General features: G+C 44.1%; 14 protein-coding genes and 1 pseudogene. 8 read left to right on the plus strand and 7 right to left on the minus strand.

Features of this window, described 5'->3' with window-relative positions; genetic code table 11:
• Positions 1–23: 23 nt before the first annotated feature.
• From CYLST_RS05805 to CYLST_RS05810, 3 genes are all read right to left on the minus strand, one after another.
• The gene (locus CYLST_RS05805; RefSeq protein WP_015206773.1) at positions 24–1,328 is read right to left on the minus strand and encodes a tetratricopeptide repeat protein; all 1,305 of its coding nucleotides are present in this window, start codon (positions 1,326–1,328) and stop codon (positions 24–26) included.
• A 209-nt stretch (positions 1,329–1,537) separates the two neighbouring features.
• A complete protein-coding gene (locus CYLST_RS36930; RefSeq protein WP_483772851.1) occupies positions 1,538–1,663 on the minus strand; it encodes a hypothetical protein in 126 nt (41 codons plus the stop codon).
• A gap of 266 nt (positions 1,664–1,929) precedes the next feature.
• The gene (locus CYLST_RS05810; protein ID WP_015206774.1) at positions 1,930–2,778 is read right to left on the minus strand and encodes a metallophosphoesterase; all 849 of its coding nucleotides are present in this window, start codon (positions 2,776–2,778) and stop codon (positions 1,930–1,932) included.
• 306 nt (positions 2,779–3,084) lie between these two features.
• Here CYLST_RS05810 and der point away from each other — a divergent pair, with 306 nt between their 5' ends.
• The 7 genes from der (at position 3,085) to proC (ending at position 8,996) form a co-directional block, all read left to right on the plus strand.
• Complete coding sequence (der, locus tag CYLST_RS05815) at positions 3,085–4,449, plus strand: ribosome biogenesis GTPase Der (RefSeq protein ID WP_015206775.1); 1,365 nt, start codon at positions 3,085–3,087, stop codon at positions 4,447–4,449.
• A gap of 230 nt (positions 4,450–4,679) precedes the next feature.
• Positions 4,680–5,609 (plus strand): energy-coupling factor transporter transmembrane component T family protein, encoded by a 930-nt coding sequence (locus CYLST_RS05820; RefSeq protein WP_015206776.1) that lies wholly within the window; start codon positions 4,680–4,682, stop codon positions 5,607–5,609.
• 353 nt (positions 5,610–5,962) lie between these two features.
• Positions 5,963–6,157, plus strand: coding sequence for a hypothetical protein (locus CYLST_RS34210; protein WP_157162536.1), 195 nt, complete (start codon positions 5,963–5,965; stop codon positions 6,155–6,157).
• Between the two features lie 38 nt (positions 6,158–6,195).
• Positions 6,196–6,474, plus strand: a complete 279-nt coding sequence (gene pipX, locus CYLST_RS05825) for a transcriptional coactivator PipX (RefSeq protein WP_015206777.1) — start codon at positions 6,196–6,198, stop codon at positions 6,472–6,474.
• Positions 6,471–7,139: a YggS family pyridoxal phosphate-dependent enzyme gene (locus CYLST_RS05830; RefSeq protein ID WP_015206778.1), complete on the plus strand. Its 669-nt coding sequence runs from the start codon at positions 6,471–6,473 to the stop codon at positions 7,137–7,139. Before pipX ends, CYLST_RS05830 begins: the two co-directional genes overlap by 4 nt.
• 371 nt (positions 7,140–7,510) lie before the next feature.
• Positions 7,511–8,101 carry a cell division protein SepF gene (locus tag CYLST_RS05835; protein WP_015206779.1) on the plus strand — a complete coding sequence of 197 codons (591 nt, stop codon included), beginning with the start codon at positions 7,511–7,513 and terminating at the stop codon, positions 8,099–8,101.
• A 79-nt stretch (positions 8,102–8,180) separates the two neighbouring features.
• The gene (gene proC / locus CYLST_RS05840) at positions 8,181–8,996 is read left to right on the plus strand and encodes a pyrroline-5-carboxylate reductase (protein WP_041233457.1); all 816 of its coding nucleotides are present in this window, start codon (positions 8,181–8,183) and stop codon (positions 8,994–8,996) included.
• 48 nt (positions 8,997–9,044) lie between these two features.
• Here proC and CYLST_RS05845 read toward each other — a convergent pair whose 3' ends face one another.
• Together CYLST_RS05845 and CYLST_RS05850 are read right to left on the minus strand one after the other, a co-directional pair.
• Positions 9,045–9,308 (minus strand): type II toxin-antitoxin system RelE family toxin, encoded by a 264-nt coding sequence (locus CYLST_RS05845; RefSeq protein ID WP_015206781.1) that lies wholly within the window; start codon positions 9,306–9,308, stop codon positions 9,045–9,047.
• On the minus strand, positions 9,301–9,579 hold the full coding sequence (locus CYLST_RS05850; protein WP_015206782.1) for a hypothetical protein: 279 nt from the start codon (positions 9,577–9,579) through the stop codon (positions 9,301–9,303). The genes CYLST_RS05845 and CYLST_RS05850 overlap by 8 nt, the downstream gene beginning before the upstream one ends.
• 128 nt (positions 9,580–9,707) lie before the next feature.
• On the opposite strand from CYLST_RS05850, the gene CYLST_RS05855 reads away from it, so the two are divergent.
• On the plus strand, positions 9,708–12,386 hold the full coding sequence (locus CYLST_RS05855; RefSeq protein WP_015206783.1) for a DEAD/DEAH box helicase: 2,679 nt from the start codon (positions 9,708–9,710) through the stop codon (positions 12,384–12,386).
• Positions 12,387–12,553: 167 nt separating this feature from the next.
• Here the strand turns inward: CYLST_RS05855 and CYLST_RS05860 are convergent, their stop codons facing one another.
• Positions 12,554–12,928 carry a hypothetical protein gene (locus tag CYLST_RS05860; protein WP_041233458.1) on the minus strand — a complete coding sequence of 125 codons (375 nt, stop codon included), beginning with the start codon at positions 12,926–12,928 and terminating at the stop codon, positions 12,554–12,556.
• A gap of 246 nt (positions 12,929–13,174) precedes the next feature.
• Positions 13,175–13,486, minus strand: a pseudogene (locus CYLST_RS05865) (tetratricopeptide repeat protein); the annotation flags it as partial.
• Positions 13,487–13,673: the final 187 nt, after the last annotated feature.

Genomic DNA, 13,673 nt, shown 5'->3' on the forward strand with positions numbered 1-13,673 from the left:
AGAACCAAAAATCTGAAGTTTTCTTATCGGGAAGGATTTGCTGGGGAAATTACCTGAGCATCCAAAGTTTCAACAATTGTTCGGTAAGCACCATAGCGCTTTGGATCGATTTCTATAGCTTTGCGGTAAGCTGTGCTCGCTTCTTTTATTCTTCCCAACCTTTGCAATATCTTGCCCATGTCTTCGTAGGTGGCTGCATTATTAGGATTTACAGCTAAGTCTTTTTGATAAATGAGTAGAGCAAGTTCGGGTTGGCAACGATTACGCAGCTTGCGTCCCCAAACAGGAGCCTCAATAATTACAGACTGTTCATTTGAGATAGCAACTGGTTGATATTGTTCGACAATTTGACGATAAACTTTTTCAAGTTTAACACTACGTTTTTGACTACGAAGAGCATCTGCCCACTTAAGATAAAGATTTAGGTTTCTAGGTTCGGCTTGAATTGCTTTTGTATAGACAGCCTCCTCTTCTAAATTTTTCTGAAGTGTAATAATTTTTTCTGTCAACCAAGTACTAGAAGGACTCCTTTTGAGAAGTCGTTGATATAATGCTAACAAATACTGGGGACGATCCAATTTATCCAAAAGGAGATCATTCAGCGACAAGAATCCCGGCATCAGGGGTTCAGGTAAAGCAGAAAACGCATCGATTGCAGACTCATAAGCACTAATAGCCTCATCATTCTTACCAGCGGCTTCCAAAGCCGACCCAAGTCCTTCATAGGCAGATGCCAAGGGCGTATATGAATAATATTCAGAATAGAAGAATTGCTGTGTCTTACCTTGTTTGAGCAAAGCAATGCCTTTTTTGAAGGCGTTGATAGACTCCTTGTATGCCGTCGCTGCCTCTTGAGGCAGCTTTCCATCCGGAAAACTTCTACCTAATTTCAAATAGCTAAAACCAACGCGCAAAAATTCCTGATTGTGTTTAGCGAGATCAATAGCTAGACGAAATTCAGAAATTGCCTCCTCCCATTTACCATCTGTTAATAGTTGTGATCCTAAGTAAAAACGGACTCGCTCATCTTTGGGAGATTGCACAACTTGGGCGCGAAGTTCTGATATTGATTTTCCGCTTGAAAGTGATGGTAACCTACTTGTACTTATAATCGTGCAGGAAAATAGGGAAAACTCAGATTCGTAGGAATCATTAGCTGGGAGTCGATACGATGGCAACTGTTGCGGAGGTTCTATGGGTGGGATAATGGGCACGCTAGAAGGCAGGTTGGGCGTTTTTGAAGGTGTGTTTGTTTGTGCGAATGAGCGTTGAGGGGCGACGATTAGAAGAAATAAAGCTGTGAATAATGAAATTTTAGAAGTTTGCATTTGAGTAATCACTTTAGGAGGGGAATAAACTTGAAGTGAAATTAAGTTTTAAATGTAACTATATATAACATTAGTCCGACATAGGTTTGGCTGTCCACTGAGCAGAGTTGTTAGCGCGGCTTGCTCACTAGTGAGCAATCCGGGTACAGTGGTCGTACATTTTAACTTTTTTGTATGCGGGTTATCAGCCCGCTTTTCCTTTTGTTTGTTCAACCTATTACTACTTCAGCGTAACTTGTGCTTTTGTGGGGAATATGTTGTACGACTAATCGATTCAATAACCAGCGTTGTCCGTACTCTGGGGAACTGTGGATCAGGAAAGTGGCGATCGCTATTCTTCACTTGCGATTGAGTAAACACGGTAAGCTCCGCGATGGGGTGGAGCGATCGCTCTTAGTGCGATCGCTCCACCCCATCCACTAATATAGAACTATCAACAATGGCTAACCCACAACTACAAAGCCATGACCGAAACCCTAGCTACACCTGATGTAACATTCCCGCCCACCCAGAATTACCCGACGATGACGGTATCCCGACAGAAAGCCAACGGCATAAAATGCAAAATGTAGCAGTGTGAAATGGGTGGACGCAAAGCGAGTTATGATTTCGGTGCAACCAAAGTAAATACTGTAATCTCAGGACGGGCACCAAATCGGAGATGCTTGGCAGTCATACCCAGCCCTCTGTTGGTGTATTGAATCATATTTCCCACCTGATAGCGTCCCGCATAATACTTTTCACCCAAAGACGGTAAAATCAGCGGTTTGAAAAAAGGTAAGCGCATCTGTCCACCGTGGGAATGTCCCGATAGCTGCAAATCAAACCGCCCCGTAGCAGCGCTGGTATCCGCAAAATCTGGTTCGTGGACTAATAAAATTGCTGCCCCTTGATTGGGTAACTGCTGCATTACCAAATCCAAGCGGGGTGTACCTCTCCAGATATCATCTAACCCAGCAATATGCAACATCGCACGGCCCCGCTGTAAGGTATAAACACCATTATTGATGTAGACTATACCGCTTTGTACCAAGGTTCGGATAATCGCTTTTGTGTCGTTCTCGTAGTCATGATTACCCAATATTGCCACAATTTGATCTTTAGCAGTAATTTGACTCAAGGGAACCTTGATAGTTGGGATTAATTCTGACGAATTTCGAGTAACTAAATCACCTGTAATCACTACTAAGTCTGCTTTTTGTTGGTTTACTAAACGCACAATCCGCTGTAAACGCCGTTGGTTCATCCATTTGTCTCGATGAATATCGCTGATAAGCACAATGCGATAGCCGTTAAATTCTGGAGAGAGATGGGGTAGGGTCAGTTGTAAAGAATTTATCTCAATCCAATTTGGTTCAATCAATTTGGCGTATAGTAAAATACAGCAGCCTAGCAGAAAAGTCCATGTTAAACATCGAACGGTTGATCTGCTAGCTTTTTTGAGCCACATACGACTTTTCAAGGTATCATCTCCCGCGACGTGACTACCAAATTTTTGGTTGACATATTTCTTTAAATTTGGCGGTTAATCACCATTGAGGTGAGAAAATTAAAGAAAGAATTAAAGTAGCTACAATAGAAAGGCGTGATATACTACCTCTCTCACTAAAACAGTGCTGAGTAATGAGTGTTGAGTAAAAATAATAACTCCAATACTCAGCACAAAAAGTTTGAAAAGCTAGCTTTTTCAATACTGCAAGTTTATTTTTAGAGAAATACTCAGCACTCAGTAAGTCAGCACTACGGAATTTTTTGAATGGGACTGCCAATCGTTGCAATTATCGGACGCCCAAATGTGGGCAAATCCACTCTGGTTAATCGTCTCGCCGGGGAACAAACGGCGATTGTTCATGACGAACCGGGTGTGACACGCGATCGCACTTACATGCCATCTTTCTGGAACGATCGCGAATTTATGGTCGTAGACACAGGGGGCTTAGTCTTTAACGACGATACCGAATTTCTCCCCCTGATTCGCCAACAGGCATTAATCGCTCTTGCAGAAGCTTGTGCCGCGATTTTTGTCGTCGATGGGCAAACAGGCCCCACACCAGCAGATGAAGAAATTGCTGGGTGGTTGCGCCAACAATCGGTACCTGTTTTGCTAGCTGTGAATAAATGTGAATCCCCCGATCAAGGCGCAATGCAAGCTGCCGATTTTTGGGGATTGGGATTAGGTGAACCTTTTCCCATCTCGGCGATTCATGGTAGCGGTACTGGAGAATTACTCGACGAGTTAGTTCAGCACATCCCCGCCGTTGAGGATGAACCAGAAACTAATGTCATCAAAGTCGCGATTATCGGCCGCCCAAATGTCGGTAAATCCAGCTTATTGAATGTGTTTGTCGGCGAAGAAAGAGCGATCGTCAGCCCAATTTCCGGCACAACCCGTGACGCCATTGATACCGTCGTCGAACGGAATGGGCAAACCTACCGCTTGATTGACACCGCTGGTATTCGCAAAAAGAAACACATCGAATACGGCACAGAGTTCTTTAGTATTAACCGCGCATTCAAAGCGATTCGTCGCGCCGATGTGGTTTTATTAGTACTAGACGCCCAAGATGGAGCCACCGAGCAAGACCAAAAATTAGCTGGGCGAATTCTCGAAGAAGGACGAGCTTGCATTATCGTCGTCAATAAGTGGGATACTGTCGAAAAAGACTCTTACACCATCTACGACTACGAAAAAGCTCTACAAGAGCGACTACATTTTACTGAATGGGCAGACACTATTTTTGTCAGTGCCTTAACAGGACAACGGGTAGAAAAGGTTTTAGAATTAGTGAATCAGGCAGCTGAGGCACACAAACGTCGTGTTAGCACATCAGTAATTAACGAAGTCCTCACAGATGCAGTTAGTTGGCATTCACCACCAGCCTCACGGGGTGGGCGTCAGGGCAAGATTTATTATGGTACGCAAGTAACTTCGCAACCACCAACAATCGCCCTATTTGTCAACGAAGCCAAACGCTTTAACGAAAATTATCGCCGCTACATAGAAAGACAATTCCGGCAACAATTAGGGTTTAAAGGTACCCCGATTCGTTTACTTTGGCGGAGTAAAAAAGTCCGGGATATGGAAGGTGGAAATGTCAATCGTGCAACCCGTGTAAAATAGCAAAAATGCCTAACGACTAGAAGTCGCGGCTACCAGAACCAAGTCCGCCTGCGCGGACTTAAACATTTTGAAACCCGCCCAAGCGGGTTTTGTATGTATAACTGACTAATGACTAATGACTAATGACTAATGACTAATGACTAATGACTAATGACTAATGACTAATGACTAATGACTAATGACTAATGACTAATGACTAATGACTAATGACTAATGACTAATGACTAAAAATGGATTTACTGCGATCGCTACCACTTGGGCTTTACTTAGAACAACCTTTAACTTGGCTACATAAACTCGATCCGCGAGTTAAGTTTGTCTGGTTGATGAGCTTCCTTACCAGCTATAGCTTTGCTAACAACTATTGGCGGGTGCTACTGGTATTGCTATTAATTATAATTACATTAACGGCAAGAATTCCTTGGAGAGTATGGCAACAGCAAATGGGCTGGCTGTTGATATTATCCTTGATGGTTTTAGCGATCGCTACTATGAGTCCTGATGGACTAGGTGTAGATTATCAGTCACGCTTACCAGCAAGCGAACAAATCTTGAACCCGCCATCAACCGCTAAAAGTTCCCCTGTTGTGCCAGACTCAGCAAGTAGTAACAAAAAATATAGCTACGTGCTGTTTCATAAAGGCCCGGTCAGAGTAACTCGCCGCTCTTTAGATTTAGCCATCAGCCTGAGTTCAATAGTTTTTACCTTGATTTACAGCACTAACTTGTATTTGCTAACAACGGCACCAGAAGAAATTACATCTGGGATGGAAAGCTTAATGCAACCCCTGCGACGGTTTAATTTGCCTGTCACAGAACTAACTCTGACTTTAACTTTATCCTTGCGGTTTATCCCTCTAGTTTTAGAAGAAGTGCAAAATTTAGTTCGTTCTGTGATGACAAGGGCAATTAATTGGAAAAAGCTGGGATTGAAAGGAGCAGTCAAGGTTTGGATGACTGTAGCCGAGAGATTGTTAGAAAATCTGCTCTTAAGGGCAGATCAAATGGCTAATGCCATGATTGTGCGGGGTTTTACCAGTCCCAACGAACATCGAGTGCAGTGGCAAGATTTAAAACTAAAAGCACGTGATTGGCTGGCTATTGCCACTTTAATCTTATTCTGGGGAGTGCGAATTGCGATCGGTACAGAAGTCCGATAATTCTTTTGGGTTTAAGGCTATTTCATTCCTTCAAAACCTACAGGAATTCTTAGGTATTTAGTCTGTCCAGGCAGACTTTATTTATGTTACCAAGACAGTGCGTAGGGATAATTTATTTTGTCGATTACTCTAATCACGATATTTCATCTCACTATTCAGCCACATCAGAAGAGCGCATGGATACATCCTACTCCCCTACCCCCAGCTAAATTACCTATTTTGTGCCAGAAAGCGATAGTTATGGCAGGATAGAGACAAGTCTGTGCAAAGGGAAATTTAAGGGTTAGCTTTTACCGTTAACAAATGTTAACAATCATCGTCGTGCTGCCTCTAAGCAAAGTTCTGTATGGCTTTTGATTGTGATTTATCCTTGGCAGAATGCGATCGCCTCTATTGTTTCTTCCCCACTGCTGCTAACCTCATCTACCAACGACAAACTAGATCAAGGTCTCCACAAGAGCCGTTCAACGGCAAGCCGTCGTGAGTCTCGCATTTTCAGCAAATATTCTGACGAATATTGGTATTATCGTCTGAATGTTGGTCTTTGACTGCGAAGAGATATATATAATCCCACCTTGACTATTAAATGAATCCAGAAAGCTCGGAAACTTACATAAATCATCCAACTTGGGGTTTACTCTACAAAATCTGCATGGTAGATGATAGCCAGGATCTGTTTACAACACTTTATGCCCAACGTTTATTTTTTTTAGTAGCCAATGACGTTAAAGGTGTTAAATTTCAGCCGATAGGACGTACTGAGGCGAGAATGATGCTGGAAAATCGTTTACGTACTATGCGTCGCACTGGACAATCCCAGGAGTACGATCTGCTTCAGAGTATTTTCCAACGCACATTCCAATGAGTAGTTCGCTAATCGAACATATTGCCACCATTTGTGGCTCTCTCCCTAGTTCAGTGCGGGTAATTGCAGTCACAAAGACAGTTCCCGCTGAACTGATGCGGTACGCCTACGCCGCCGGAGTTCGCGACTTTGGAGAGAGTCGCATCCAAGAAGCCGCCAGGAAACAAGCCGAGTTGCAAGACTTATCAGATGTTACCTGGCACTTGATTGGACATTTGCAAAGCAATAAAGCCAAAAAAGCCCTAGAACAATTTCAGTGGATTCACTCTGTAGATAATTTGCAACTGGCCGAACGCTTAAATCAATTGGCGTCACAGTTGGGAGTGAGTCCCCAGGTTTGCCTACAAGTGAAAATTCTCTCTGATGCCAACAAGTCTGGTTGGAATGTACCAGAACTATTAGCAGACTTAAATAAACTTAATCAATATAAAAATTTACAAATTCAGGGTTTGATGACAATTCCCCGGGCTGGCTTGGATGCTGCGGAAACTTTGGATGTGTTTAATCGTACTGCTCAACTGGCAAAAGAAATCAAAGCACAAAACTGGTCGCACATGAAAATGCAGCACCTTTCAATGGGAATGTCAGGCGATTACCAATTAGCAGTGCAAGCTGGTGCGACGATGGTACGATTAGGAACAATCTTGTTTGGCCAGCGCTTCTAGTATTTTTATCAACAGCTTAGGCATAAGTATAATAAAAGCCGAGAAGGAATTACATAACAATTCGATACACGCTCGTCGAATAAGTGTCAAAAGATATAGTATTGACTAGTATTGACAAAAGTAATCACTAAGACAAAATGGGTGAAAGGAACTTTGCTGAAGACAATCCTTAGGATATAATCTTGACTCATTGTTGTATCCAGGTAGTGTTCAGTCCTTTTTAAAAGCGCCCGTTCACCACCAAGACTTGTAATAGAGTTTACTCGCAGCAATAAACTTGCTGAGTCATTCCAGCCACCGTAGGGTTCATAACTGGCTATAAAAGGTTACAGCCAGACTAATTAAGGTCGTTTGCACTAGGAGCTTACAAAATGAATAATATATTTTCCAAACTCAGGGACTTTGTGGGTTTGAATGAGCAAGTAGAATACGAGTACTATGAAGAAGAGGCAGATACAGAAGGCTACCAAAATCTGTATCAGCAAGAGAATACCCAACCAGCACCACAGGAAGCAGCGCCACAAAATCGACGTTGGCGGGAACCCATGCCTACAATGGGAGATGATGTAGCCACAGGACCAAAGCCTATGAGTAATGTTATTGGTATGCCCGGAGCAATTAATGGAATTTCTGAAGTTTTAGTGCTTGAACCACGAACTTTTGAAGAAATGCCTCAGGCAATTCAAGCATTGCGTGAGCGCAAGTCTGTAGTATTAAATTTAACTATTATGGACCCGGATCAAGCTCAACGGGCAGTAGATTTTGTCGCTGGTGGCACGTATGCACTAGATGGGCATCAAGAGCGCATTGGTGAAAGCATCTTTTTGTTTACACCAAGCTGCGTACAAGTAAGTACTCAGGGCGGGTTCTTGCATGAAGTACCGCAACCCCCAGTACGTCCCTCTCGTCCCACAGGTCAAAATCAAAATTGGGGCAACGAAGCAAATCGGATGGCACAATAAAGTTAAATTAGTCTTTAGTCCTTAGTCCTTAGTCTTTTGTCCTAATGACTAATGACCAATGACCAATGACTACGAACGAATGACTATTAAATTTGGCTTAATTGGTGGCGGGGTAATGGGAGAAGCGCTCTTATCCCGCCTTATTGTCCGGGGTATTTATCAAGCATCAGAAGTTATAGTTAGTGAGCCGCAATCCTCGCGTCAGCATTTTTTCCAGCAGCAATACGAGGTAGCTGTCACGGCAGATAATCACCTGGTTTTCGAGCGGGCCACGGAAGTAGTGATGTTGGCAGTGAAACCCCAGGTGTTTAGTGCGATCGCACAAGAATTAGCAGAGATTACGGCTACAGAACACTCGCCTCTAGTGATTTCCATCTTAGCGGGTGTGCCTTTAAATCAGCTAGAAGCTGCCTTTCCCCAAATGCCAGTTATTAGAGCCATGCCTAATACTCCGGCCACCGTGGGAGCAGGAGTGACGGCGATTTGTTTAGGTGCTTACACCAACGCCAAGCACCAGCAAATAGCACAGCAAATTTTTTCGGCGGTGGGGGAAGTCGTAGAAGTTACTGAAATGCTGATGGATGCGGTGACAGGACTATCGGGTAGTGGCCCGGCTTATGTGGCACTGATGATAGAAGCACTCGCTGATGGGGGAGTAGCCGCAGGTTTACCTAGAGCAGTTGCCAATCAATTAGCCTTGCAAACTGTATTAGGAACAGCGAAGCTTTTACAGGAGAGCAAACTGCATCCCGCAGAACTCAAAGACCGTGTTACCAGTCCTGGGGGGACAACAATAGCCGGCGTTGCTCAACTAGAACGAGCAGGTTTTCGTTCAGCTTTAATTGAAGCTGTCAAAGTAGCCGCAGCACGGGCGCAAGAATTAGGGAAAGGCTGATAGGTAAGGTTGTTTATCCGAATCACCAGTAGGCTCACCAAATCGCATTCACGGTTCGTATACTTCGCTGCGATGAGCGATCGCTATAACAAATACCTGCACCAGTTTATCCTCTATCGAATAGATAACCCTGTAATCCCCGATTCGGTAACGATAGTACCCTGTATAGTCTCCCTTGAGGGCTTTGATATTGGGGTGCGACTGGGGAGTTTGCTCTAGCTGCTGTAAACATCGGGCAATTTTCTTCGCTAGGGCTTTGTCAGCATTGACATAAACCTTTTGAGCATCGGGATGGAGAAGAACTTCATACATCAGAGCGAAGGGTTCTCCAGTTTGTGAAATCGGTTTTGGGGGTTGTTTGATTTTGCTTAACTCGCTCTAGCAATCCAGGAATTGCCAAAAGTTCTTGGGTTGCAACTTCGCTTTCAGCATTTACTAAGTAAGCCGCAAAATCAGTAAGCACCTGTAATCGCTCTGGAGATAGTTGCTTGAGTAAGTCATTAAGCTGACTCTGTAACTCTGCTACAGATACTAAAACCTCCGACGGCCTATCCGACCTTGGGGAATTATCCGTAGTATTCATCGCCTGCCTCCCAATTTCAATGTTTAGTGTCCATTGTAAGGCAACCAATCGTAGGAGAATATAGCGACAACGTAGCACATCACTAATAACGTTATGATAGTAAATAGTCCGGTTGCAAATGTATTTGAGTGAATTATCCTGCGCCGTCTCCAGAACTTGACCTTGGGTCAGTTTTTCCCTTTGAACTAGATCAATTCCAGCAGGATGCGATCGCCTCCTTAAATGCTGGACGCTCAGTAGTTGTATGTGCGCCCACCGGTTCAGGCAAAACATTGGTAGGGGAATACGCCATTTATCGCGCCCTGTCGCGAGGAAAACGCGTATTTTACACAACACCTCTAAAAGCGTTATCAAATCAAAAACTACGTGACTTTCGGGAAAAATTTGGGTCAGATCAAGTTGGACTGTTAACTGGAGATGCCTCCATTAACAGAGAAGCACCAATTTTGGTGATGACCACAGAAATTTTCCGAAATATGCTCTATGGCACACCCATAGGGCAAGTTGGCATCTCATTAGTAGATGTAGAAGCAGTGGTGCTAGATGAGTGCCACTACATGAACGATCGCCAACGGGGTACAGTTTGGGAAGAATCAATTATCTATTGCCCCCGTGAAGTCCAACTTGTCGCCCTTTCCGCCACAGTTGCCAACAGCGATCAACTCACAGACTGGCTAAATCGGGTTCATGGTCCCACAGACCTAATTTACTCCGATTTTCGCCCAGTACCCTTGGAATTTCACTTTTGCAATCCCAAGGGGTTATTTCCCCTGCTGAATGAAACCAAAACCAAAATTAACGCCCGGTTATCGAAGCGAAGCGGGAAAAAAGGTAAATTTGAGCATGGTAGAACTGGTAGACCAGAAGCTCCCGGCATTATTTATACCCTGAGCCAACTAGAGCAACGGGATATGCTGCCAGCAATTTACTTTATTTTCAGCCGCCGGGGATGCGATAAAGCCGTGGCAGAAGTGGGTGATTTATGGTTGGTAAATAATGATGAGTCCCAAATATTGCGGCGACAAATTGATGATTTTTTAAGCCGTAATCCCGAAGCTGGGCGTTCTGGACAAATTGCGCCCCTATATCGCGGAATTGCCGCTCACCATGCTGGGATTTTACCTGCATGGAAAGTCTTGGTAGAAGAACTATTCCAGCAGGGGCTGATTAAAGTAGTTTTCGCCACCGAGACTCTGGCAGCGGGAATTAATATGCCCGCCCGGACAACAGTTATTTCCACCCTTTCCAAACGTACCGACAACGGGCACCGTCTATTAAAAGCTTCCGAATTCCTGCAAATGTCAGGCCGGGCTGGTCGCCGGGGGATGGATCTTCAAGGTCATGTGGTGACAGTCCAAACTCCCTTTGAAGGAGCCAAAGAAGCGGCTTATTTAGCTACATCTGAGGCAGATCCTCTAGTGAGCCAGTTTACGCCCAGCTACGGCATGGTGCTCAACTTACTACAAACCCACACCCTAGACCAAACCAGAGAACTGATAGAACGCAGCTTTGGTCAATATATGGCAACCTTACATTTAAGACCAGATTATGAGGAAATTGCGGAAATCCAAGCAGAATTAACCCAACTCCAGGAACAAATCGCCGCAGTTGATGAAAAAGAACTGGCTGTGTATGAGAAATTGCGGCAACGCTTGAAAGTAGAACGCCAGATATTAAGAACTCTACAAGAGCAAGCACAGAAAGACAGACAGGAACAGTTGGTGATGATGCTGGACTTTGCAGTTTCCGGAACATTGCTGAGTCTCAAAGACAAGAACATCACGGCAACTTTGCCCATTACCGCTGTATTAGTTGCTAAAAGTCCGATTGCTGCTGGTCAAAGCCCTTACTTGGTATGCTTGGGGCGAGATAACCGTTGGTATGTGGCAACCTCTGTAGATGTCGTTGATTTGTATGCTGAACTGCCACGGGTGGAGGTGCCGCCTGATATGCTACCACCGTCAGAACTGCCCTTGAAAAGAGGACAGTCTATCCGTGGTAACGAAGAAACCGCCGCCATTGCACAATGCATACCCGATCCTGAGGAGTTTTTGCCTACGTCTCCGGAAGTGGCTGCACAACTTTCTCGTGTTACTGCTGTTCAAGAGCAATTAGAAACTCACCCTTTACATGAAGCTGGTAATGCTGCGGCTATATTCAAACGCAGAGCACGCTGCATTGAATTAGAAGCCGAAATCGAAGAGTTAGAAGGGCGGGTAGGTCAACAGTCCCAACGTCATTGGGAAGAGTTTCTCAGTTTAATTGAAATTTTGCAGCAATTTGGTGGTTTGGATAACTTGGTGCCTACGACATTGGGGCAAATCGCGGCGGCAATTCGCGGCGAGAATGAATTGTGGATCGGTTTAGTCTTCGCTAGTGGTGAATTGGACAACTTAGATCCGCACCATTTAGCAGCAGCTGCGGCGGCTTTAGTCACAGAAACCCCCCGTCCTGATAGTAAGGTGCGCTATGAACTCAGTAATGAGGTGGCAGAGGCTTTGGCCAAACTGCGGGGAATTCGCCGTCAAATGTTCCAAGTTCAACGGCGCTATAATGTCGCCTTGCCTATTTGGTTGGAATTTGAGTTAATTGCGATCGTCGAACAGTGGGCACTGGGAATGGAGTGGATAGAACTGTGCGAAAATACCACCTTGGATGAGGGGGATGTGGTGAGACTTTTACGCCGGACGTTGGATTTATTATCCCAGATTCCCCATGTTCCCAATTTGCCGGATTCTTTGCAGCGCAATGCTTATCGGGCTATGCAACTAATTGATCGATTCCCGGTGAATGAAGTGATGGAGTGAACTACCTGCACTGACCTTTCGGTACAATGCTGTCGCTAGTCATCAAACAAATCTTTAAGTTTTTTTATCTGGCTTCCAATTGGGCTTTGATGCCAAATTCTGCCCAAATGAAATATAGACAAAAGGAATTTTGAAGTTGTGGTGATAGCGACAAGCGCTCTAAAAACCTAATACACTAAAGGTTGACTACCTTGCATGGTACGTAAAGCATTTATACAATATGGGCAGTCACAGCCAAATACAGTGATCGCCTTATTACTTTCCGCTTCAGTAAAGTCTAACATCGCAATATTTTTGTCAGATGGCTGTGCTGAGTTAACTCTAGATGCAGGTGTAGAGCGAGACAATTGATTTGTTGGTGTATTCCGGATGCAGACAAACTGGTCGTAGCTAATATGTGGATGCCGTATACAGGCTTCACCATTTTTTAGTCGGAGAACTGGTTGGCTTGCATGGGCAGGATTCACTAACGCCAGCGTAGACATTAGAGAAGTAAAAATTGTGGAGCTAGATAGTAAACTAAGTATTAATTTTCTATTCATCGGTTTTTTGAGAAAGCGCATCTGAACGCTAAGGCTATCCGATTAACTATATGCAGGTCAAGAGACTTTGGAACATAAATACCAAAGATTTATAATTTTTTTTATGAATTCTACCTAACTCAGAAATATACAGATTGGCACAGTAGTAAAAACTAAAATGTTATGTTAATCACCTAATAGGTATGATCATCATTCGTTTGTTACTGGGATTAAGGAATCGCGCAGAATTTCGCGCTGCACAACTAGCTACTGCCGCACCTGCTGGATCAGGGTTTGTGTTTGTTGATAACTTTGGGTATTCCCTTGCTGACGAAAAAGTCTTGCAGCTTGCTCTAGATCTGCAATAGCACTAGTCTGATCTCCTAAAGTATATTGGGCAAGTCCCCGGTTCCCGTAGGCATCAGCTAGGTTGCGATTAATCCTTATTGCTTGGTTAAAGTCTTTGATAGCTGCCTGGGGATTTCTTTGTTTAAAATAGGCAAGTCCCCGATTATAGTAGGCATCTACAGACTGCGGATCAATTCTTAGTGTTTGGTTAAAATCTGCGATCGCCATCTCACAAAGTACCCATAACCAAAAGTTTACACGTGGACTATGTCAGAGAGTTCTCTCGCATTCCTGCACTGTTATTAGAGAACTGGGCTGAGTAGCTTTGAATAGGCGATGTCTACGACAGTAAGCCTACGCAAATTATGCAATCCTCAATTAATTACATTCCAACAAACGTAAAGGCACAGCAATGCTG

This window comes from Cylindrospermum stagnale PCC 7417, assembly GCF_000317535.1.
GTDB lineage: Bacteria > Cyanobacteriota > Cyanobacteriia > Cyanobacteriales > Nostocaceae > Cylindrospermum > Cylindrospermum stagnale.

Bases quoted from the DNA above. Each gene is read 5' to 3' on its own strand.
- CYLST_RS05850 (WP_015206782.1), bottom strand. From the start codon at position 9,579: ATGAATACTACGGATAATTCCCCAAGGTCGGATAGGCCGTCGGAGGTT.
- CYLST_RS05810 (WP_015206774.1), bottom strand. From the start codon at position 2,778: ATGTGGCTCAAAAAAGCTAGCAGATCAACCGTTCGATGTTTAACATGG.
- CYLST_RS05845 (WP_015206781.1), bottom strand. From the start codon at position 9,308: ATGTATGAAGTTCTTCTCCATCCCGATGCTCAAAAGGTTTATGTCAAT.
- der (WP_015206775.1), top strand. From the start codon at position 3,085: ATGGGACTGCCAATCGTTGCAATTATCGGACGCCCAAATGTGGGCAAA.
- CYLST_RS05830 (WP_015206778.1), top strand. From the start codon at position 6,471: ATGAGTAGTTCGCTAATCGAACATATTGCCACCATTTGTGGCTCTCTC.
- CYLST_RS05860 (WP_041233458.1), bottom strand. From the start codon at position 12,928: ATGAATAGAAAATTAATACTTAGTTTACTATCTAGCTCCACAATTTTT.
- proC (WP_041233457.1), top strand. From the start codon at position 8,181: ATGACTATTAAATTTGGCTTAATTGGTGGCGGGGTAATGGGAGAAGCG.
- pipX (WP_015206777.1), top strand. From the start codon at position 6,196: ATGAATCCAGAAAGCTCGGAAACTTACATAAATCATCCAACTTGGGGT.
- CYLST_RS05805 (WP_015206773.1), bottom strand. From the start codon at position 1,328: ATGCAAACTTCTAAAATTTCATTATTCACAGCTTTATTTCTTCTAATC.
- CYLST_RS05820 (WP_015206776.1), top strand. From the start codon at position 4,680: ATGGATTTACTGCGATCGCTACCACTTGGGCTTTACTTAGAACAACCT.
- CYLST_RS05835 (WP_015206779.1), top strand. From the start codon at position 7,511: ATGAATAATATATTTTCCAAACTCAGGGACTTTGTGGGTTTGAATGAG.